This is a genomic window from Mesorhizobium sp. RCAM 05099 (assembly GCF_059683685.1).
In genome coordinates this window covers 225,021-246,403 of sequence record NZ_JCASJC010000002.1, presented here as the reverse complement: position 1 = coordinate 246,403, position 21,383 = coordinate 225,021, and the positions used below count along the sequence as shown (strand labels likewise).

Annotated in this window: 17 protein-coding genes; 12 read left to right on the top strand and 5 right to left on the bottom strand. The window is 58.4% G+C overall.

Annotated elements, in window-relative coordinates:
• Positions 1-1,414 precede the first annotated feature (1,414 nt).
• Positions 1,415-1,615, top strand: a complete 201-nt coding sequence (locus tag AC56QQ_RS35935; RefSeq protein ID WP_497129493.1) for a hypothetical protein — start codon at positions 1,415-1,417, stop codon at positions 1,613-1,615.
• Positions 1,616-2,031: 416 nt separating this feature from the next.
• On the opposite strand, the gene AC56QQ_RS35930 is transcribed toward AC56QQ_RS35935, so the two are convergent.
• Positions 2,032-2,505, bottom strand: a complete 474-nt coding sequence (locus AC56QQ_RS35930; RefSeq protein WP_497129685.1) for an Lrp/AsnC family transcriptional regulator — start codon at positions 2,503-2,505, stop codon at positions 2,032-2,034.
• A 125-nt stretch (positions 2,506-2,630) separates the two neighbouring features.
• On the opposite strand from AC56QQ_RS35930, the gene AC56QQ_RS35925 reads away from it, so the two are divergent.
• The 3 genes from AC56QQ_RS35925 to AC56QQ_RS35915 all read left to right on the top strand — a co-directional run bounded on the left by AC56QQ_RS35925 (position 2,631) and on the right by AC56QQ_RS35915 (position 8,917).
• Positions 2,631-5,027, top strand: a complete 2,397-nt coding sequence (locus tag AC56QQ_RS35925; RefSeq protein WP_497129491.1) for a thiamine pyrophosphate-binding protein — start codon at positions 2,631-2,633, stop codon at positions 5,025-5,027.
• A 231-nt stretch (positions 5,028-5,258) separates the two neighbouring features.
• A complete protein-coding gene (gene ligD / locus AC56QQ_RS35920) occupies positions 5,259-7,901 on the top strand; it encodes a DNA ligase D (RefSeq protein ID WP_497129489.1) in 2,643 nt (880 codons plus the stop codon).
• Positions 7,898-8,917 carry an ATP-dependent DNA ligase gene (locus AC56QQ_RS35915; RefSeq protein ID WP_497129487.1) on the top strand — a complete coding sequence of 340 codons (1,020 nt, stop codon included), beginning with the start codon at positions 7,898-7,900 and terminating at the stop codon, positions 8,915-8,917. The genes ligD and AC56QQ_RS35915 overlap by 4 nt, the downstream gene beginning before the upstream one ends.
• A gap of 220 nt (positions 8,918-9,137) precedes the next feature.
• On the opposite strand, the gene AC56QQ_RS35910 is transcribed toward AC56QQ_RS35915, so the two are convergent.
• A complete protein-coding gene (locus AC56QQ_RS35910) occupies positions 9,138-9,644 on the bottom strand; it encodes a YciE/YciF ferroxidase family protein (protein ID WP_497129683.1) in 507 nt (168 codons plus the stop codon).
• 505 nt (positions 9,645-10,149) lie between these two features.
• Complete coding sequence (locus AC56QQ_RS35905) at positions 10,150-10,611, bottom strand: RidA family protein (RefSeq protein ID WP_497129485.1); 462 nt, start codon at positions 10,609-10,611, stop codon at positions 10,150-10,152.
• A 799-nt stretch (positions 10,612-11,410) separates the two neighbouring features.
• Here AC56QQ_RS35905 and AC56QQ_RS35900 point away from each other — a divergent pair.
• Positions 11,411-11,728 (top strand): plasmid stabilization protein, encoded by a 318-nt coding sequence (locus tag AC56QQ_RS35900; RefSeq protein ID WP_497129483.1) that lies wholly within the window; start codon positions 11,411-11,413, stop codon positions 11,726-11,728.
• A gap of 155 nt (positions 11,729-11,883) precedes the next feature.
• Positions 11,884-12,396 carry a sensor histidine kinase gene (locus AC56QQ_RS35895; RefSeq protein WP_497129481.1) on the top strand — a complete coding sequence of 171 codons (513 nt, stop codon included), beginning with the start codon at positions 11,884-11,886 and terminating at the stop codon, positions 12,394-12,396.
• 808 nt (positions 12,397-13,204) lie between these two features.
• Here AC56QQ_RS35895 and AC56QQ_RS35890 read toward each other — a convergent pair.
• Positions 13,205-14,128 carry a hypothetical protein gene (locus tag AC56QQ_RS35890; protein ID WP_497129479.1) on the bottom strand — a complete coding sequence of 308 codons (924 nt, stop codon included), beginning with the start codon at positions 14,126-14,128 and terminating at the stop codon, positions 13,205-13,207.
• Between the two features lie 333 nt (positions 14,129-14,461).
• Here AC56QQ_RS35890 and AC56QQ_RS35885 point away from each other — a divergent pair, with 333 nt between their 5' ends.
• From AC56QQ_RS35885 to AC56QQ_RS35865, 5 genes are all read left to right on the top strand, one after another.
• Complete coding sequence (locus AC56QQ_RS35885) at positions 14,462-15,634, top strand: glycosyltransferase family protein (RefSeq protein WP_497129477.1); 1,173 nt, start codon at positions 14,462-14,464, stop codon at positions 15,632-15,634.
• Between the two features lie 2 nt (positions 15,635-15,636).
• The gene (gene glf / locus AC56QQ_RS35880; protein WP_497129475.1) at positions 15,637-16,767 is read left to right on the top strand and encodes a UDP-galactopyranose mutase; all 1,131 of its coding nucleotides are present in this window, start codon (positions 15,637-15,639) and stop codon (positions 16,765-16,767) included.
• On the top strand, positions 16,764-18,482 hold the full coding sequence (locus AC56QQ_RS35875) for a family 1 glycosylhydrolase (RefSeq protein WP_497129473.1): 1,719 nt from the start codon (positions 16,764-16,766) through the stop codon (positions 18,480-18,482). The genes glf and AC56QQ_RS35875 overlap by 4 nt, the downstream gene beginning before the upstream one ends.
• A 115-nt stretch (positions 18,483-18,597) precedes the next feature.
• Positions 18,598-19,425 (top strand): non-homologous end joining protein Ku, encoded by an 828-nt coding sequence (gene ku, locus AC56QQ_RS35870; protein WP_497129471.1) that lies wholly within the window; start codon positions 18,598-18,600, stop codon positions 19,423-19,425.
• A gap of 51 nt (positions 19,426-19,476) precedes the next feature.
• Complete coding sequence (locus AC56QQ_RS35865) at positions 19,477-19,782, top strand: helix-turn-helix domain-containing protein (RefSeq protein ID WP_497129469.1); 306 nt, start codon at positions 19,477-19,479, stop codon at positions 19,780-19,782.
• Positions 19,783-19,801: 19 nt separating this feature from the next.
• On the opposite strand, the gene AC56QQ_RS35860 is transcribed toward AC56QQ_RS35865, so the two are convergent.
• Positions 19,802-20,113: a hypothetical protein gene (locus AC56QQ_RS35860; RefSeq protein ID WP_497129467.1), complete on the bottom strand. Its 312-nt coding sequence runs from the start codon at positions 20,111-20,113 to the stop codon at positions 19,802-19,804.
• Positions 20,114-20,571: 458 nt separating this feature from the next.
• Between AC56QQ_RS35860 and AC56QQ_RS35855 the strand changes: the two genes are divergently transcribed.
• Positions 20,572-20,913 carry a low affinity iron permease family protein gene (locus AC56QQ_RS35855; RefSeq protein ID WP_497129465.1) on the top strand — a complete coding sequence of 114 codons (342 nt, stop codon included), beginning with the start codon at positions 20,572-20,574 and terminating at the stop codon, positions 20,911-20,913.
• Positions 20,914-21,383 lie beyond the last annotated feature (470 nt).

Genomic DNA, 21,383 nt, shown 5'->3' with positions numbered 1-21,383 from the left:
TGTCTATTTACAAGCGTCGAGCAGCGCCGTGCGGCCCGCCGAGAGCCCCCTTCCAGGCCCGCCAGTGGTTTTTTCTATTCTTGGAAACCATATCGACGCTCGCAAATTGGACATCTGATGGAGGTAACGGGCGAGGATAAGAATGTATCGGCATAGCGTAGAGGATCTGTGTGATTGGGCGAGTGCTCGGGGCATCACAATCTATCAACGTTCAAAGACAGTGTGGATCGCTGCAGGAAACTATCGAGGCCGCAAGTGTGAAGTGAAGGGGCGTTCCGCGGCAATTGCTCTCGCATTGTGGATGGAAGGCGCACGGTACGAAGGGCCACGGCCGGGTTAAGGCAGGTGCCTGTTTTTATGGGCGATGCCGGCGCAGGTCTGCAAGAACGCAGGGAGTTCGCCCATGCGTGGCGCAACGGCCGCGATGGCGAGCCGCTTGACTGGGCAAGAACAAGCCCGTCGGTGATCGAATAGGAACGGAGTCGATGAGCCCAGGTCGGCAAGCCTCGACCGTGAGCACGGAAAGTCCTAGCCAAGGCTTCATTTCATCGGACGGGCAGCAAATGGGGCTTTTTCTTGACCCGACTGGCCATCCCCAATTCGTACTGACGGGTTGGGAAGATGAAGGGCCAAAGTGTATCAAAGCGGGGCATTTGGCCTGGCACTGCTTTTGCTCTGGATTACAAAGCAGGGGTCAGCGAAACCTCGGCAAGTCCCTATCACCCCAGGGACGCCCGCCGCTGCCGTGAATGGGGCGGCGGGTCCTTGGCGGTAGAGCTGCCAGAAACCTAATGGCGACCGGAAGATTAAGGCGACGGGAGCGCGCGCGGAGCAAGTTCCTATCGCTAACAACGTCTCTGAGAGGACGGAGGCGGACATTGTCAAGAAATACCGCCACACTGTCCACCGGCACCGGCTTTCAAGCCGCGACATTCCTGGCGTCCAAGTTGCGATCGAATTGGAGTTGCGAGCGATCTGTTCCGTCAATTGACTCCCAAAATAGAATTAGAGCATAGCGTGTTGACGCCCGCCCGCCGCCAAACTGCGAAGGGGCGCTTGGAAGTCAACTCAGGTGCTCCCGCCCATATACAGGAGAGGTTGATGTGGCCCGAGCTCTTTGGCTCACTGCCGAACCTGTTTCTGCTTTCGACTGCGGTATCATTCGCAGTCCCAGTGCCAGTACTAGCACCTCCCGGGCTATTGGCGTCGAGCGAGTTTGTAGAACGTATTTTTGCCCGCTGCCTTCTCAACAGGCGCGGTGATCAGCGGCGCGCTCGTCAACAGCCGGCACCGCTCAGACAACGCTCACCCTTGATGATGCTACCGCACGGTTCGCCATCGGATTCTTTTTGGTTCTGGGGAACAAAATCTTTGATCGTTGATTTAGGGCGCGTTCAAAGTTGGGGAGCAAATTATGCGATTTGTCGTGGTGCAGGAGCCGTTTGAGACTTGGGCGGTTTTTGATCAGATTTTCGATCTGCCGGCCGAATTTGCGGGCCGCGCCCTGGTCGGGTTGACGCGCGATGAAGCCCATAGCTTCGCAGCAATGGCCAACAACGAGACATTGAGATGGAGACCGACATCGCGATCAACCTCGACGGATGCGAGTTCATAACGTTATGTCGGACGGACAAACCCTGGGCGGCAAGCGAGGGCGAGGTGTCCGAGCACAGGTGCCTGATGGAGCTCTGCCCAAGCATGAATTGGCATTCATTATGAAACTCGGACTTCTCGACCGCGAACAGGCCCTTGCCCTGGTCAAGAAGCATCAGGGTGATCGAGAGAAAATCTTTGCCGATCTAGCGGCTCGCAGGAAGTAGAGATTGATCATGTGGACGAGAACGCGAGGCCTGCCCGCCTCGCACGGATCACCCTTGGAGTCGCAGAGGCACTGCGGCTCGATCCCACGCGTCACTAAAGCAGGCCTTGTTTGGCTCGGCCGCACCGCGGGATTGTCCGGGCGGCGCAGAAACTGCAGCATGGGCCAATGACTTCTCGCCCAGCATCCGCGCCTACAGCGGGATGCCCTTCCTAAAGAGCAAGTGGCAGGCCGTGCGCATGTTTGACCTGGCCCAAGGCAAAACTCGACTCAATGGATGCGACGCCGTCCAACCTTGTCAGCTTCTGCTTTAAGAACATTTCGTACGCATCAAGGTCCTTGACCACGACACGCAACAAGAAATCCATCCTGCCGGTCATCAGGTAACACTCCACCACTTCCGGCCAGCGCAGAACGGCACTTGAAAACCGGTCCAGTTCCTCTTCTCTTTGTCGTTCCAGCTTGACGGAGGCAAATGCGCTAACTGGCAGACCAACTTTCACCTGGTCTACGATCGCCACATAGGCCTTGATCACTCCCGATTTCTCGAGCCCCCGAACCCGGCGTGCGCAGGGGGAGGGGGAGAGAGCCACCATTTCACTGAGGTTCTCCATCGTCGCGTGCGCATCAGCCTGAAGTGCTGCGAGCAGCTTGCGGTCAATTTCGTCGATCTCATGATTTGGCACAAATTCGCGCTTTCGTCGTTCCAGCTGGCTGAGATTGGCCAATTCATCCCTACAAGATAGCAATTTTAGCCGCAATCCTCGGCTGCGGGCGTTATCCTCATGCTGTCGTATGTGGGAGCCGAGAAATGAACAAACACGAACTGGCGTGCCTGGAAGATCTTGAGCGAAAAATACTGTGGCTATCGACCTGGATGATCCACAACGCCAATCACCTTAGATCGAGTGATGACGGGCTCAAGGTGGGTGGCCATCAGGCCTCATCGGCCTCGCTTGCGACCATCATGACCGCACTCTATTTCCGTGTGTTGCACCCAGAAGACCGGGTCGCGGTCAAACCGCACGCCAGCCCCATCTTTCATGCCATACAATATCTCTTCGGCAATCAGACGCGCGACAAGTTGGAAGCGTTTCGCGCCTATGGGGGCGCGCAGTCCTATCCTTCACGAACCAAGGACACGGACGATGTCGACTTCTCGACTGGCTCGGTCGGCCTCGGTGTCGCCCAGACGCTATTTTGTTCGCTTGTGCAGGACTATCTCCGAGCAAAAGGCATGGCCGCGGATCATCCGGAGGGCCGCATGGTTGCCCTTGTTGGCGATGCCGAGATGGATGAGGGCAACATTTTCGAAGCCTTGCTCGAAGGCTGGAAGCACGGCCTGCGCAATACCTGGTGGATCGTCGACTACAACCGCCAGAGCCTGGATGCCGTCGTAAGGGAAGGGCTGTGGGAGCGCTTTGTTTCGTTGTTCCAGAATTTCGGTTGGGACGTCGTCATCCTCAAATACGGAACTCTTCTGGACGAAGCCTTCGCCGAACCAGGCGGGAAGGCCTTGCGCGAATGGATCGAGCATTGTCCCAACCAGCTCTATTCAGCGCTGACCTTTCAGGGCGGGGCGGCATGGCGCAAGCGACTGCTGGATGACCTTGGGGACCAGGGCCCGGTTTCAAAGCTCATCGAGAGCCGTTCTGACCAACATTTGGCCCGGCTGATGATGAACCTCGGGGGGCATGACATGCCTTCGTTGCTGGGGGCATTTGAACACGCTCGCACTCATGACCGGCCGGTTTGTTTCCTTGCCTATACAATCAAAGGATTTGGCCTGCCGCTGGCCGGGCACAAGGACAATCACGCCGGCTTGATGACCTCGACCCAAATCGAGGAGCTGCGAGCCAGGTCCGGCGTGCGGTCCGGACGCGAGTGGGAGCCATTCGAAGGTCTTTCGCATCCCGAAGAGCAGCTGAGGGAATTCATCAACGCGGCGCCCTTCAATCGCAAGGGACGGCGCCGCTACGAGGCTTCCAGAATTGCAGTGCCTGCGGCCCTCACTGTTCCCGCGCAATCCTCCATGTCGACCCAGCAAGGTTTCGGGGTTCTCATGCACGAGATCGCGAAGCAGGACACCGATCTGGCGAGAAGGATCGTCACTGCTTCGCCCGATGTCACCGTCTCGACCAATCTCGGCGCATGGGTCAACCGCCGCGGGCTCTTCGCCCGCAAGGAGTTGGTCGACGTTTTCAAGCGCGAGCGCATTCCATCGACTTTCAACTGGGAATTCTCTCCGAACGGTCAGCACATCGAACTAGGCATTGCCGAGATGAACCTGTTCCTCCTGCTTTCGGCCTTGGGATTGTCCCATTCGATTTTCGGCGAACGCCTGTTGCCAATTGGGACACTGTACGACCCGTTCATCGAACGCGGCCTCGATGCGTTGAACTATGCCTGCTATCAGGACGCCCGCTTCATAGTTGTCGCAACACCCTCGGGGGTGACGCTTGCGCCTGAGGGTGGCGCTCACCAATCGATTGCGACGCCGCTGATAGGAATGGCACAGGATGGGCTTGCCAGTTTCGAACCGGCTTTCGTCGACGAGCTCGCGACAATCCTGCGATTTTCGTTCGACTACCTGCAGCGCTCCGGCGATACCCAACCCGATCCCGTGACGTGGCTCAGGGACGCCGTCGGCGGCTCGGTCTATCTCAGGCTTTCGACCCGTTCGATCGAGCAACCGAAACGCGTGCTTGATGACACGCTTGCCGACGACATTCTCAATGGCGGCTATTGGATGCGCAAACCAGGACCCAACGCCCAGGTCGTGGTCGCCTACAGTGGCGCGGTTGCCCCGGAGGCAATCGAAGCGACCGGATTAATCGGCGAGGATCGGCGTGACGTCGGGCTTCTGGCCGTCACGTCTGCGGATCGGCTCAATGCCGGCTGGACCGCCGCGCAGCGATCCAGAGAGCGCGGCTTGGTTCACGCCCGCAGCCACGTCGAGCGATTGCTTGGGGACGTTCCATCCACCTGTGGGTTGATCACGGTCATCGACGGCCACCCTGCTACGCTGGCGTGGCTTGGCTCCGTCAAAGGCCATCGAACGCGTTCGTTAGGCGTCGAGCATTTCGGCCAGGCCGGCACCATCGCTGATCTTTATCGGCACCATGGACTTGACGCCCAGAGCATCGCCCAGGCCGCGCAAGGTATTGCGCCGGGCAAGCCAATACGGCACTTGAGGACGGTCTTTTAAGCGGGCACCAAATTGGAGGCGCTGCGGTCCCGGTCCGTTGAAGGAGCTGTTTCCCTGTCGTTGTGTCGCTGAGGGTCGCCTTTTTCTCCGGCAGGATGAGCCACCCGCGATTGCCTAGGGCGACCGGTCTGGCGGCTCAAGAGCCCTCATCAGGCGTTATTCAGCGCTGACCGAACCAAAACCCCTCCACGGCGTTGAATCGCGCGTTGCGTCAACAGCTGGGACATTACCGTGAAAAAGGGCGAGCTTTCCACCTATCGAGCCAAACGGGATTTCACGAAGACCAAAGAACCGAGTGGCGAGAGCTCGATTGCGAGTTCGAACCGACTGAGGTTTGTCGTTCAGAAACATGCGGCCACGCGGCTACACTATGATCTTCGCCTTGAGCTTGGTGGCGTCTTCAAGTCATGGGCCGTTACCAAGGGGCCGTCCCTGGATCCACACGACAAACGCCTCGCAGTCGAGGTGGAAGACCATCCGCTAGACTACGGCGACTTCGAGGGCACCATTCCCAAGGGTCAATATGGCGGTGGTACGGTGCTGCTGTGGGATCGTGGATATTGGGAGCCGGAAGGCTCCATGTCTCCGGAAGAAGCTTTGGAGAAAGGCGATCTGAAGTTCACGCTCGACGGCAAGCGGCTGCACGGAAGCTTTGTCCTGGTGCGCATGAAGCGCAACCGCGATGGCGGGAAACGAACCAATTGGCTGTTGATCAAACACCGCGACAAATACGCAACAGACGGCAACGGCGATGCGGTCCTGAATCAGGCCCGGTCCGTCGCCTCCGGGCGCGGTATGGAAGCGATTGCCGCGGGAAAGGGAGCCGGACCCAAGCCATTCATTATGCAAGGTGAATCGGTGGCCGACGCCGTATGGGACAGCAATCGCGGTCTTGATGGTAACGAGCGCGCCGCCAACACTGCAAAGTTACCTCCGCGCGCCAGAAGGATCGCTCGCTCTTCCGGGGCAAAAATGCCCGACTTCATCGCACCACAGCTCTGCGCAACGCTTTCTCGTCCCCCGGCAGGGACCGACTGGGTCCATGAAATCAAGTTCGATGGCTATCGCGTCCAGTTGCGCGTCGAACAGAGCGTCGCCACGTTGAAGACCCGGAAAGGACTGGACTGGACGGAGAAGTTCGGCGCCATCGCAAAGGAGGCCGTCCATCTTCCCGATGTCATCATAGATGGCGAGATCGTTGCACTTGGCGAAAATGGGGCTCCCGACTTTGCCGCGCTGCAAGCCGCGTTGTCGGAGCGCAGAACGAAGGACCTAATCTTTTTCGCCTTTGATCTCTTGTTTGCCGACGGCATCGATCGGCGAAAGCTGGCTCTTTGTGAACGTAAGGAACGGCTGAGCGAGATCCTTGGCGAGGTCGAACGCGGCGAGGCCAATCTTATCCGCTACGTCGAGCACTTCACCAATGGCGGCGATGCCGTGCTGCGCTCCGCCTGTCGTCTTTCACTTGAGGGAATCGTCTCGAAAAAGGCTGATGCAGCCTATGTGTCGGGCAGAACCGATACCTGGGCAAAATCCAAATGTCGCGCCGGACATGAGGTCGTGATCGGCGGCTGGTCGACAACCAACGGCAAGTTCCGGTCGCTGCTGGTCGGTGTGAACCGCGGCGACCATTTCGCCTATATAGGCCGTGTCGGGACCGGATACAGCGAGGCGAAGGTCAGACAGCTGCTCCCAAGGCTAAAGCAGAAGAAGGTGGCCACATCCCCGTTTACAGGGGATGGTGCGCCGAAAAAGGATTCTACTGTCTTTTGGACGAAGCCGGAATTGGTTGCGGAGATCGAATTCGCCGGCTGGACTGCCGGTGGCAATGTGCGGCAAGCCGCTTTCAAGGGCTTGCGCGATGACAAGCCGGCGAAGGATGTCGAGGCCGAGCGTCCGGCCGATCCTCAAGAGACTCAGATAGTCGAACCCGCCAAGTTAACCGCCCGGACGGGGAAAAGCCCGATCGTCATGGGCGTCATCATTTCCAAGCCTGACAAGCCGCTCTGGCCAGATGCCGGCGATGGTGGCCAGCCGGTCACCAAACTCGACCTGGCGGAGTATTTTGAGGCCGTTGGCCCCTGGATGATCAAACATCTCAAGGGCCGCCCCTGTTCGCTTGTGCGAGCCCCGGATGGCTACGCCCGCGAGCAGTTCTTCCAGCGCCACGCAATGCCAGGTACGTCCAATCTGCTGGAACTGGTGAAAGTCTTCGGCGACCACAAGCCATACTTGCAGATTGACCGTGTGGAAGGCTTGGCGGCGATTGCCCAAATCGGTGGCTTGGAGCTGCACCCTTGGAATTGCCAGCCTGGTCATCCTGAAATTCCCGGCCGACTGGTGTTCGATCTCGATCCTGGACCTGAGGTTACATTTGCGGAGGTGGTGATAGCGGCCAAGGAAATGCGCGAGCGTCTCGACGATCTGGGTTTGGTGAGCTTTTGCAAGACCACGGGGGGCAAAGGTCTGCACGTGGTTACACCCCTGGCCGCACAGCGCAGCAACACGACTTGGCCGGAGGCAAAGGCCTTCGCCAAAGCGCTGTGCGCGCAAATGGCGGCAGACCGTCCGGAACGCTACCTCATCAACATGGCCAAGAAACTGCGGACATCGCGAATCTTTCTCGACTACCTTCGAAACGATCGCATGGCGACGGCGGTCGCCCCCTTATCACCGCGCGCCAGGGAGGGTGCCACTGTATCCATGCCGCTGACCTGGGGGCAGGTAAGAGCCGACCTCGACCCGAAGAAATACACCGTTCGAACAGTGCCGAGCCTCATGAAAAAGACCGCCGCGTGGGCCGATTACCACGATGGCGAGCGATCGATCAGCATTGCCATCAAACGGATGGGTTCAGCGAAGCTCGCCGCATGACATCGAACACAGCGATACCGTCTTTTCGCCTTCCACTGGACACCGCGCCGATGGAAGCAAAGGCCGCCGACGCGTTGCCGAGCGGCACCGACCAATGGCAATACGAACCCAAATGGGACGGCTTTCGCTGCCTGGCCTTCAAAACTGGCGATGCCGTGGACCTGAGAGCAAAATCGGGAAAGCCGCTTGGCCGATATTTCCCGGAAGTCGTAGCGCTGCTGCGTGGACTGGAAGCGACGGAATTCGTCGTCGATGGCGAGATCGTTATCGAAATTGATGGCTCGCTTTCTTTCGATGCCCTTCAGATGCGGCTGCACCCGGCTGAAAGCAGAATTCAGAAGTTGTCCGTTGCAACGCCGGCCAAGTTTATTCTGTTCGATATGTTGGCAGGCTCGGAGGGTGACCTGAGGCAGCGGCCTCTTACGGCGCGACGCGCGGAGCTGGAACGGTTTGTAAAGTCGGCGGGACGCATCGATCTCGAGCTATCGCGCTGTACACGGGATGTGGCGATCGCAAGTCTGTGGCTTCGCGAATCCGGCCACGGTTCGACCGACGGAGTCGTTGCGAAGCTACTTGAGGATGAGTATCGGCCCGGCGAGCGCGCCATGGTAAAAGTCAAACGGCTACGCACGGCGGATTGCGTCGTCGGAGGCTTCCGCTACCTTGCCAAGTCACACGAGGTCGGCTCGCTATTGCTCGGCCTCTACAACGATCAGGGGCAACTTGACCATGTGGGGTTTACATCGACAATCGCGCAGGAACACCGCGCCAGCCTCACGCGTCAACTTGAGGCTTTACGGTCGCCTCCCGGCTTTACCGGCAAAGCGCCGGGAGGCCCCAGCCGGTGGAGCACGGAAAGAAGCGGCCAGTGGGAGCCATTGCGGCCGGAACTGGTGGCGGAAGTTCGCTTCGATCATATCACCGGCGATCGCTTCCGGCATGGCACCAAATTTTTGCGATGGCGCCCCGACAAAAGTCCCCGACAGTGCACGTTCGAGCAGATTGTGAATCAGTGAGCGAACCTGTCGGGGGTTGGATGTTCTCGGGGGCAAAACGTCAGGAGTTGATAAGCCACACGCAAAGCCGCACTTCAGGACAGAACGCGCCTTCTTGCAACTAAAAGTTGCATAACAAACATTATGGAACAAACGATATTTGTTTTTAAACAAATAGTTAGCACATGGCTATATGTGATCGACTGGCCAGGACATGCACTGGCCAGTCGATATGAGTGCCTTATTCGGCTGCCTGCATATTGATCTTGCCTTCCGCCATTTCGGTAAGCTTGCGATCGGTTGCCTGCTCTTCCTTCAAGTTCTTGGCCAGCACATTTGCGCAGTCGCTGCGGCCAAGCTGTTTGGCCCAGGCAATGAGAGTGCCATAGCGGGTCATCTCGTAATGTTCGACGGCTTGAGCCGAGGCTATCAACGCCGCATCGAGGACCTCCTTGTCGTCGACATCGGCGCTGACATCGTCGGCCTCTTCAAGAATGCCGTCAATTGCCGGGCAGTTGACCTGCCTTGCCTTGACGCCATGCAATTCAAACACCTGTTCGACACGGGCGATGTGGCCCTTGGTCTGCTCCAGGTGCTTTTCAAACCCTGCTTTCAATTGCGCATCGGTCGCCTTGTCGATCATCTTCGGCAGCGCCTTTTCGATCTGCTTTTCGGCGTAGTAGATGTCGCGCAGCGTGTGCACGAAAAGATCGTCGAGTGTTTTGATGTCCTTCGAGAAGAAACCCATGATCTTGCCTTTCCCAGTTCTGATGATGAAACCGGCGGCGCGTTGGCTGCCACCGTATGACGCCGAGGAAGGGGCTCGGCCTGCTCGGTCAACGTGCCGACCGCGGCGGGGTTCCTGAAAATCCATTCGCCGATCCGCTAACCGCCGCTCCGGAGCGAGAACGGTCGCCGGTGTCTCGAAACACTGCGGTCGGCCAAGTAGAAGAACGCGGACTGGAGCCTTTGCCTCAATCATGCGTTCTGCCCAGACACAAGACGAAATGGTCACGCGAGGGTTCAAGAAGAGCGGTCGCAAACTGGTTCTTGTCACCGGGCGTGAACTGCCCGATCTCAAACGCGTTCCAGCGCGGCAAGGGTCTTCTTGGCGACGACCCCGTCGTGGGCCAGGGTCCCGTCGTAATCCGTTGCCAATGCAATGAAATACATTCAGCCGACCGCCGTCGCTATACGGCTCCCGCCACAGCCCCGGAATGAGCTGGCTGGCGCATCCGCACCCGGGATTGCACTCAGTCAGGCAATGCCGCCACCGCGACAATTTCAACAACGATGTCGGCTTGCGCAAGCGCAGCAACTCCGATCACCTCGGAGGGCGGCGGGTTGTTGTAGCTGCAGTGCTTCGGGCAATGTACGGCGAAGAACTCGTCCAGCACGTCCAGGCGAAAATTGGGCGAGCTCAGAACGCCGCCATCGGGAAATGGCCCCTTGATGAAGAAGGTCAGTCTGATCAGGTAATCGAGCCCGCTGCCGAGTTCTTCGAGATCGGATTTGATGTTCGTTAGAATTGCCCGCCACTGTGCCGCCGCGTCGCCGGCAAAACCACCTCCGTTCTTGGCGGCTGGATCATAGTCGTCTGCGGTCGCGGTATTTCCGCAAAGGTAGACAAATCCCTTTGCTCCGGTAACGACCGTGCCCTTTCCCCATGGCATCAACTTGCCGTTTTTGAATTTCCTATGGGTAGCAAGTTCCATGCGACAGCTCGTGTGGCCCTGCAGGTTTCGCTAACGGCGGCTCAGCGGCTTGCGTATGAAAGCTGAGCAAGGGCAGCGCCGCTGCGGCCGAAACAGAGCCATGAACAAGCGTCAGGCGGCTGGAACCAATGGAACCGGACATGGCTTTGCTCTTGGCTCGGTCAAGCGCACCCAACCGGTCACGCGAGGCAAAGTTCCCACTTGACGTGCCTGTGATCGAGCCTTTTGCTTGGCACGATGCGTTCGGAAGTTCACGCGGCGCGGCGCGGTTGTCTTCACCCAGACGGACATCATGAGCGATGCAAAGGAGGGACAAAGACAGCAGCGACGGACCTGTCTTCTCGGCGCAACAGGCCCGACAGGGAGGTTATTCTGCGGATACATACGCGCCCGATTATCTCCATAGCCGGACGGATGGGAATTCTGCTCCTTACCGCGATTGTCGCCACCGGCTGATCGATCCCCGGATGACCTGGGAACCGCCCGCCAGCACCTTCAACAGGAACTTTTGCGAGCAGCTGTCGTTGGAGCGTCGCAAAGCGATCGACGTGTTGGCAGAGAGTTCCAGGTCAGTTGATCGCGCGCCGAGCTTCGCTGCTCCCTATATCGATGTCTTTCGCTACAGTCGCAACGCGCTCCTCGTCCCCTTGCTTCCGCGCTCTTGCCAGCCCCCGAAACATTAGCCGCGCTTCGTGCCCGCGCTTTCTCACGATGCGGAAGCAGTTTCCCAGCGTCGGCGGGAACCCACCTGGCGGCTCGACGTTCAAAACCAATCCAACATCCAACAGGAGATATGGTTATGCCACGAGGCGACAAATCGAAATACACCGACAAGCAGGAGCGCAAAGCTGACCACATTGCCGAAGGCTATGAAAAACGTGGGGTTTCCGAGAAGGAGGCCGAACGCCGGGCCTGGGCGACCGTCAACAAGGATGATGGCGGTGGCAAGAAGGAAGGCGGCTCCGGACGCGGCAAGCACACCGGTCACCCGGCGGCGCACAAGGGCGGTGAAAGCGGCGGCAAGGCATCGGCTTCGCGCTCCGCGGCAAGCCGCTCAGAATCGGCAAAGAAAGCCGCGGCAACCCGCAAGCGAAATGCCGAGCACCATGCTCACTGAGTTCGCGATTACGGCCACCCTGATAAGATCGAGGGCATGAAATCACGGGTCGGGCGGCCTTCAACGCACCTTCGTCGTGATCCTCGACCCGGCGAAGAAGCGTTCGCATTGACCGGGCCGGTGGTTCCACTCTTGCTCTGGCGTTCGCGCAAAAATTGGCGCAGCCTGTCAAGGCTATGGCGCTGTCGAGGTCGCACGACCTACTGGTGTCGGCCGACTGGAAAGGCGCCTCCATTTCTGATCTGCTCTCGGCCCAAGCAAAACCGTTCGGCGGGGAAGACGCGATCACCATTGAGGGTCCTCCTGTCACTCTCACTTCCAATGCGGTGCAGTACCTTGGAATTGCCTTCCATGAACTATGCACAAATTCCGCCAAGTACGGGGTGTTGTCCGGTCATCAGGGCACCATCGCCGTCACCTGGAGCATTGCCGGCAAACACGGCAATCGAACGCTCAAGCTGAAATGGGTGGAGAAGGACGGACCCGATATCAAGTCAATGGGGAAAAAGGGCTTTGGCAGCATCGTGCTGAAGCGCGTTACGCCCCAGGCGTTGAGCGGGACCGGAGACCTACAGTACGGCGCCAATGATGTGGTCTGGACCCTCGAGGCGCCGCTATCGTTCGTCGAGGCTTCGTTGCGCGAAGAGCGCGACACCGAATATCGCTAAACCCAATCCGCTGCAGCTGAATGGCGTCAATCGCCGTCGCGCTGCCTCACAGCTCGCGCGAGGCGTTTGGCTAGGATGTGAAAGCTTCATCGCGCATAAGGAAATGGCCCGCGTCCCCAACACGAACGCGGGCCGGCCAAGCGGCCAGCATGGCCAGCAGCGCTACCCAGGGAGGAAAACGCCGCCAAGCTGACAACTTCAGCCTTCGATTGAGGTTCCGGCGGTTGCCTCAAAACGGGAGGCGTAGTGCTTACCCCGCCGCTACCCTCCCGTGGTCGACTCGGCTGTGGGGTTTTTATCGACTTTGGGGTTCTGATCGACCGGCTCGCCGTTTATGTTGTCCGTTTTGGAGTTTACGGGGTCCCCTGCCGGCGGCTGCGGGGCCGAGGAGCTCTGCGATCCCCCTGCTCCGTCGCCGGTGTCTTTGCCTGCTCGCCGTACAGCTCCGCGGCGCCCCAGGCTATTGCGGTCAGAAGCAGTGCTGAGATCAAGATTATCAGTCCGTGGCGACCCCACCCGCCTTGACGCGCCTTCTTTTCCAGAACGATCTTTGTCATGTCCAGACCCTGTCATATAGCCGCGACGACCAAGCGCCTCGGCCTGCCCAACTGCAATTGAAGAACGCTACCGTGGCTTAACCTCGCGCGAGTATCGAGGTTCCGAATGAGTTGAAAAAGCCCTCGCACTGCTGCGGCGATACGGGCAACTGGCTTCTGGCCCTGCTATCACTGCAATTCATTGGAAAAGTTTCGGCTGACGCTGGGCCGACTCCAATAAAAGGACCCAGACAGCTGAATTTCGGGGGGTGTCACGCCACTTGAACCGGAATCCCCCGATCCAGGTCGCATCTCGCCACTCCAAAACGCCACCGGTGGTTCGTCGCTGCACGGCGGCATTGATAGAACAACAAAAGCTGGCGACCTTGTATCACCACTGTCGAGTGCCCGTTTTCGCCCGGCTCTCCGGGATCGAGTACCGGCCCAAAGGTCGCGTATGGACCCTCGACCCTATCTGCGATGGCGAAGAAGACGCGCTGCCGGCTCCCGCGGGGCTGATCGGGAAGAAAGCACGTCGCGTTGAGGAGAATCCGGCCGTCCGGAAGCTCCACCAACTGCGCTCCCTCGATGCCCCATTCATAGTCCGGGTGATGCCGCGAATTGTGGTGAGGCAAGTCACCATGGTCCAGTATCTTGCCCACTCGCTTCCAGGGCCCAAACCATGAGTCCGATTGGCTGCGTGCCAGATAGATGTCCGGCTGAGGCACCGTCGTGAATTTGGGCATGCCCGAATAGACGATGTAGCGCTTCTCGCCGATTATGGCGGGGTGCGGATCGTAAATCCCGTCTTCGTCTGTATCCGGCAGAGCGAGGAGCGCAGAATTCAAAACAACCCACTGGAACCCGTCGTTCGAAACAACGTGCTCGCAACGTCCGCCTGATTTCATGTATTCCGTCTGGATAAACATGTGAAAGACGCCTGCATCATAAATCACGCCAGGCGCCGCCACTCCCGATCCCCCAACCGGCAGGACAATTGGGTCATGTTCTGTCCAAGGCCCGAAATGGTCGGGGGCCGTGGCATGGAGGAGGCTCCAGGTTTCGCTGGTGACTGTGCCGCTCGATCCGAACATATGCCAGAGCTGTCCGTCGAACACCGGACATGGATCCTTCACGTCATCTACGGTCGTGGGATCAAACAGCGGGAAGACGTTCGTTTCAAACTTGATCGCCATTGATTCGTCCAATCAAGGTCCGGCACAAATTCGCGGGCCAACCCTGCGTGGCGCCGAATCGTATCACCGATCGTTAACTTTGTCGTATTGCGAATTAACGCAGCATTAACGATCGGCGGCCGGCGCTCCGAAGGCCGCGCCGCTGAAATGCATACGCTCCTTGTCTCGTCCGTTGACCGGCAAAGCCAATTCCGCGTTGCGAATGAAATCTCTTTTCTTCGGGGAACGAGTCCGACCGAGGCAAGTTAGATTCACAGAAACTAATCACATCTCAATGCCTCGATTAACATTTGTTGTACGCGCGCATCCGGGATTGAACTAAAGGATCTCCTCATGAAAAACGTAACTGGAAAGTCAATCCTGAGATACCAGGCAGAAGAAACCTCTATGCTACTATGCTTTTCCCATCTTCGTTGGAATTTTGTGTACCAACGCCCCCAGCATATCCTTACGTTGGCCTCGAAGACAAAGCAGGTAATCTATTTCGAGGAGCCTCTTTTCGAAGAGGTACCGCAAGCAATCATGCGCTCCAGCGATGTCTCAGCGTCGATCAAGGTGATCACGCCGATCCTTCCCGTTGAAACCAGCCCTGCCGACGCGGACGCGGCTCAACGTCGGTTTCTGGACCTGTTGGTCGCTTCAACACCCCAGCACCTACTGACCACCTGGTACTACACACCGATGGCTTTGCGGTTCAGCGACCACATTCTTTGTGATGTCTGCGTTTACGATTGCATGGACGAGCTTTCAGCGTTCAAGAACGCGCCAGCCGAACTCGTCGAGATGGAAAGACGGTTACTGGAACGGGCGGACGTCGTGTTCACAGGCGGGCAGAGCCTGTACGAGGCCAAACGGGCTATGCATGGCTCCATCTTTCCGTTCCCCAGCAGCATCGACTTTACGCACTTCCATCAAGCCAGGGGACCCGGAAAGGACCCGGTCGATCAGGAGCAGATACCACACCCCAGGGTGGGCTATTTCGGCGTCATCGACGAAAGGCTGGACGTGGGTCTGGTGGCGCGTACCGCACGAGACATGCCAGACGTTCAATTCGTCATGATCGGACCAGTTGTGAAGATCGACCCCAAGGACCTCCCCCAGGCAGACAATCTTCATTGGCTGGGTGGAAAGGACTACGCGGAGCTTCCATCCTATCTCAGGCACTGGAATGCCGGATGGATGCCATTCGCCCTCAATGCGGCCACCCGCTATATCAGCCCCACAAAGACACCAGAATTCCTTGCGGCCGGCGTCCCTCTCGTTTCCACGGCAATTGTGGACGTCGTCCGCACCTATGGGGCGGAGGGTCTAGTCGACATCGTCGATGCCGAGGATGTCGAAGCCAAGCTTCGATCCCTTCTGGCGCGGCCTCGCGACTCCGCGCTGGCACAAGTCGACGCCTTTCTCATTGACATGTCTTGGGAAAATACCTGGATCGCCATGGCGGGTCATATCCAGCGCGCCCGTGCCGCCAAGAATGTTCTGCCGTTCCGGCGGAGTGCTTAGACATGTTCGATTGGCTGATTGTCGGGGCCGGCTTTGCCGGTAGCGTGCTTGCGGAACGCATCGCCTCGCAACGCAACGAGAGCGTCTTGCTCATTGACAGGCGCGGTCATATCGGCGGCAACGCCTATGACTGCTACAACGAGGCTGGCATACTGATCCACAAGTATGGCCCTCACATCTTCCATACGAATGCCCAGTCGATCGTGGACTACCTTTCCCAGTTCACGGCGTGGCGCCCTTACGAGCATCGAGTGCTCTCCAAGGTCGACGGCCATCTGCTGCCGATCCCCATCAATCTCGACACGATCAACAGGCTTTACGATCTCGATTTGACATCAGATCAGTTGGAGGAGTTTTTCATTTCTCGTCGCGAAGCGGTGGAAGAAATCCGGACGGCCGAGGATGTGGTGGTAAGCACGATCGGTCGTGAGCTGTATGAAAAATTCTTTCGCGGTTACACGCGCAAGCAGTGGGGCGTCGATCCGTCCCAGTTGAACAAATCGGTGACGGCGCGGGTCCCGACCCGCACGAACCGCGACGATCGGTATTTCGGCGATACGTTTCAGAAGATGCCGGCTGGCGGCTACACAGCGATGTTCCAGCGCATGCTCGACAGTCCTAAAATCAAGATCATGCTGCAAACAGACTACCGGGCCATCCAAGGCAAGATTCCGTACCGCCGAATGATTTACACAGGGCCGGTCGACGAATACTTCGACTGGTCGCTGGGCCGCCTCCCCTACCGATCCTTGAGATTCGAGCATGTGACGCTTGATTGCGAGCAGTTCCAGCCGGTGGCTGTCGTCAACTACCCACAGACGGAAGAATACACCCGCATCACAGAGTACAAACATCTCACCGGCCAGCAGAGCCCTCGAACCAGCCTTACCTACGAGTATCCTACTGATGTCGGCGACCCGTACTATCCCGTGCCGCGGGCCGACAACGAGGCGCTGTACAAACGATACGAAGCGCTGGTGGCAAACCTTTCGAATGTCTGGTTTGTCGGCAGGCTGGCAACATATCGATATTACAACATGGATCAGGTCGTGGGGCAGGCGCTCGCGACGTTTGCTCGCATTCAAAAGAGCCTGCCAGCCTCGATTTCGACGCGTGTCGAGGCTGCTGAATGAACGATGCGCTCGAGATGTGGGGAGGCGTGGAATGTAGCCATGTCCGCGTTCAGATGACGGTGCGTGACCAATTGGAGGAAACCGGTCACCTGCACCGCATCGACGATCTCGATCGGATCGCCGGTCTCGGCATCCGAACCCTTCGCTATCCTGTGCTGTGGGAGAGTATCGAAGGTGAGCCAGGCTGTTATGATTGGCGTTGGCCCGACGCGCGATTGCGACGAATTCGCGATCTGGGCATGCAACCGGTTGCCGGCCTGATGCATCACGGCAGCGGGCCGCCATGGGCAAACGTTCTCGACCCCGACTTCCCGGAAGTGTTTGCCCGCTATGCGGCGTTGGCCGCGCAGCGCTATCCATGGATAGAGTTGTACACGCCCATCAACGAGCCACTCACGACTGCTCGCATCAACGGGCTCTATGGGCTCTGGCATCCGCATGGGACCAGCGAGGCGATGTGTCTGCGCATTGCAATGGCTCAATGCCAAGCGACAGCGCAGGCGATGAAAGCGATACGCGCGCATGTCCCGTCGGCTCGACTGGTGCAGACCGAGGATGTCGGACGGGTCTTTGCTACTGAGCGGCTCGCCTACCAGGCGGATCATGAAAACGAACGCCGCTGGCTGGCACTGGATCTCCTGGCGGGGCGCGTCACCATTCAACACCCTTTCTACGATCGGCTGTTGGATGCAGGAATTGCAGAAGAGCAGCTCTCAGCTATGGCAGCGGAACCCTGCCCGCCAGATATCGTTGGAATCGACTACTACCTGACCAGCGACCGAATGCTCGACGAACACATCGATCGGTATCCTGGCCAACAAGTCGGGGGAAATGGCATCCACACTTATGTCGATAGCGCGGCCGTTCGGTCTGCTAGTCATCGGGATTCAGGTCTAGGTCACAGAATCGACGAGGTCTGGAACCGCTATCAACTGCCGATCGTCGTGACGGAGCTGCACAATGGGTCGACCCGCGACGAACAGGTACGCTGGCTGGTCGAAGGTTGGCAGGCCGCGCAGGCAGCGAAGGACAACGGCACTGATATCCGCGCTGTCACAGCTTGGTCTCTGTTCGGCGCCGTCGACTGGAATTCGATGCTCTGCGCGCAGGATGGATTTTACGAAAGCGGTGCATTTGACATACGCGCCGCAAGACCCCGGCCAACAGCACTCGCCGGCGTCATTCGGGATCTTGCCACGCATGGGTGTGCCGACCATCCCGTATTGGACCGGCCCGGGTGGTGGCGAGAAGACCGCGCTTCCGAGACAAGGGTCCGGCGGCATCTCCTTTTGCTTGGATTTGGGGGGATGATCGCAGTCATTCAGGAATGCTGTGCGGCCCGTAGGCTGGCGGTATGTACCGCGAGGCCAACCGCACATCGCATACCTGAACAAGATCGTGCTTGGGCTGAAATTCACGTCGACGAACGCAGCCCAAATCGCCTTGGTCCACCTGCCATGCCGGGCAGAATTCTCTGCCGGTTTCCGGACGGAAGTGATCTGCAGCTACAATACGCTGCCGGCAATGCGACCGTGCAAGTAGCCAATGCAATTCTCGATCTGGTCATTGACGGCCAGCGAGGCGCGTTCGAGCTCCTCGACCTACGGCCAGGCAATCAATACGAACTGGCTCCGTTAACCGCAGCGACCCGTTCCGATGAGCGCTATGGTCTCGAACTGACCAATGTTGCGCAGCGACTTTTCGCATCTGGTTGAGGGCACTCTGACGGGCTCGTTGGTTTCCCGGTCGTAAGCCCGTTTGCGGCGGACAGCCGAGGAACAATTCGAACGGAATCTCGTTTGCCTTGACGGGATTACAGGATTGCCAAAAATGGTCGCTCCGCGCGCTGTCTGGAAGGGCTTTTTGAAGATTGGGTCGGTCGCCTGCGGCGTCAAGATTGTCGGGGCCACCAGCGAGGCTTCAAAGATTCATTTCAAGATATTGAACCGCAAGGACGGTCTCCCGGTCAAAAGTGTTTATGCTGACGAAAAGACCGGAGAGCCGGTCGGCGCCGAAGACCAGGTCAAGGGTTTCGAAATTGAAAAGGACGAGTTCGTTCAGATCGAGCCCGAGGCCATCAAGGCGCTCAAGCTCACCTCGGAGCACACGCTTGAAGTGGGTGAGTTCGTGTCGCTTGACGACATCGACACACGTTATCTTGACAAGCCCTATTACCTCGTTCCAGCTGATGGCGCCGCCGTCGAGGCTTACGCCGTGATCCGCGATGCCATGAAAAACAAGCGCGTGGCCGCCCGCTCCTGTGTGGTTCTTTATCAGCGTGGCCGAGAGGTTCTGATCCAGCCCTATGACAAAGGTATGGTGATGACTGAGTTGCGGACCCACAACGAAATGATCTCGCAGGACAGCATCTTCGACAGCCTGAAGAAACAGAAATACGACCCGGAGCTGCTCGAAATCGCCGGCATGCTCATCGACAAGAAGGTAACAACCTTCGATCCTTCGAAATTTGAGGACACTTATGAGGATGCGTTGATCGCCATGATCGACGCGAAACGCAAGGGCAAGGAGCCGCCAAAGCCGGCGCCGAAGCCGAAAGAAAACGTCATCAATCTGGCCGAGGTCCTGAAAAAGAGCCTCAAGCAGGAAGGCTTGGCGACGCCAACGAAGGTCGGCTCCTCGAAACGCAAGACAGCCTAGCTTAGCCGATCAGCCGAGGAGACATCAAACACCTCAGCCAAGGAGAAATTTGTGATCCTACTGACTCCCGAGCTGTGCCGTGCGGCAAGAGGTCTATTGAATTGGCCACAAGCCAGGCTTGGGGCGAAGTCAGGTGTGAGCGAGGCGACGGTTCGCGATTTTGAAAAGGGGAAGCGTGTTCCCGCCGCCAACAAGCTCATGGCGATACAATTGGCATTGCAGCAGGCCGGCGTCGCTTTACTGGGCGATGGGGAAACTGCCCAGGGCGGACCTGGAGTTCGTCTCAGGGCGCCCCTGGCACCGCGCACGCTGGTTCGAGACGGCGAAGCTGGCATTGTCGAGAACAGCGAAATGTAGGTCACCGCTGCAGGGACCGTCATCCCATCTGATCGCGGTGAGGCTCTTTCGTTTGTCCAACCATTTTCGCCAGTTCCGAAAATGACGGGATGTCCGCTTCGCCTTGTGCCTTGTTTGCGATCTGTAAGAGCCGTATCGGGAAGCAGATCGCGTCGCGATTGGCTGGCGACATATCTTCATAGGTCCGCTCGTCGCCCCTGACGGAGGCCTGCGCCTTTTGCAGGGCGGCGTCGATATCGTCGATCGAAAGCAGGCCTTTGTGGACCAGCAAACTGTTGATCGAGGCGAGTGCCATCATCACCCCCTCGAGCTGAAGATTGGCGACATTCATGGCCGAGCACTTTTTCCGCTGCTCGAGGTTCCCCGACTCGCTGGATCTTGCCCATCTGACTGATGCGTCTTGTCGTTCACCTCATCGGTGGGCCGCGTCAGTCCAATCCCGCTCCTGGGCTTCTTGTTGCCAGCCGCATCCTGGGAGAATGCATCCGACGGGTCGGCGCCTGTCTTGGCTGGATATTTCGTTGCTCCAGTTTCGCGACGGTTTTCATTGCCAGACATTTTCGGTTCTCCAGTGTGATGACCGATAACAGCCCCGCGTGCTGCGAGTTCCCCGTCCTTGGAACATTCCTGGCTGCCGGTCGTTGGCCAGCAAAGACACCCGGAGGTTGAAATGCTGCCCAAACCAGTGCCCGGCGAAGCACCTCCGGGTGGGAGGCGGATTGGCGAGGGGTATCTTGCGCTTGGCCACTCCATCTTCCCCCCGACCTCAAGCTCCCATCGGCCATTGGGATGACCCGCGATCACGTCCGGAAAGCCTTCACACGCATAGGCACGATGACATCGCGCCCTGAGGCGTTCCTGATTCTGGTCGCCTATGCCGCGCTATGGTTGGTTTTCGATAGGCGAAGTTTCGATTGGCATGGCGTTGCCACTTTGGCGACTTGGGCCATGACGCTGTTTATCCAGCGCGCCGAACACCGAGATACGCAAGCGATGCATGCCAAGTTGGACGAACTGGTTCGCGCAGCTGGCAAGGCCGATAATGACGTGGTCTCGATCGACGATGAAGAACCGGAAGAGATCGAAGACCATCGCGAGCGAGAGCAGAACGTCGGCCGAGACATCAGGTGAGCCGGTTAAACGGTATCGCCGCCCTACTCCCGCTTCTGCGGATGCGGATGCGGATGGTACGTTCCTGCCTTGGGAAGCAGATGTCGGAGTCTACTGCACTGGGGCTGCCATGCGGTGCAACGGACAATTCGCCCCCCCTGGTGCGCGAACCGCCTCTTCCAGAAAGAACCGTACCAGGATCTCAGCCTGACGTTCGGGAAACCTTGCGGCCAGCAACCCAATCGACGCTTTGGCGTTAATTAAGCAATCTTGAATTTAGCCCCTAGGTGGCAAGGATGAGCTCCGACGCTGAACCGCGCCATCCTCGTGACAGCGATCTCCTGTCAGGATGTGAGCCCTATGTGATTGAGTGTTTTGCGCGGCAAAACGGCATTACCCCCGCTCTGGTGCATGAACTTATGAGGCGCTATGGAAGCCGCCGCACGGTGCTCGAAGCCGTGGTTAAGGAATTGGACCCGCGCCAAAACCGT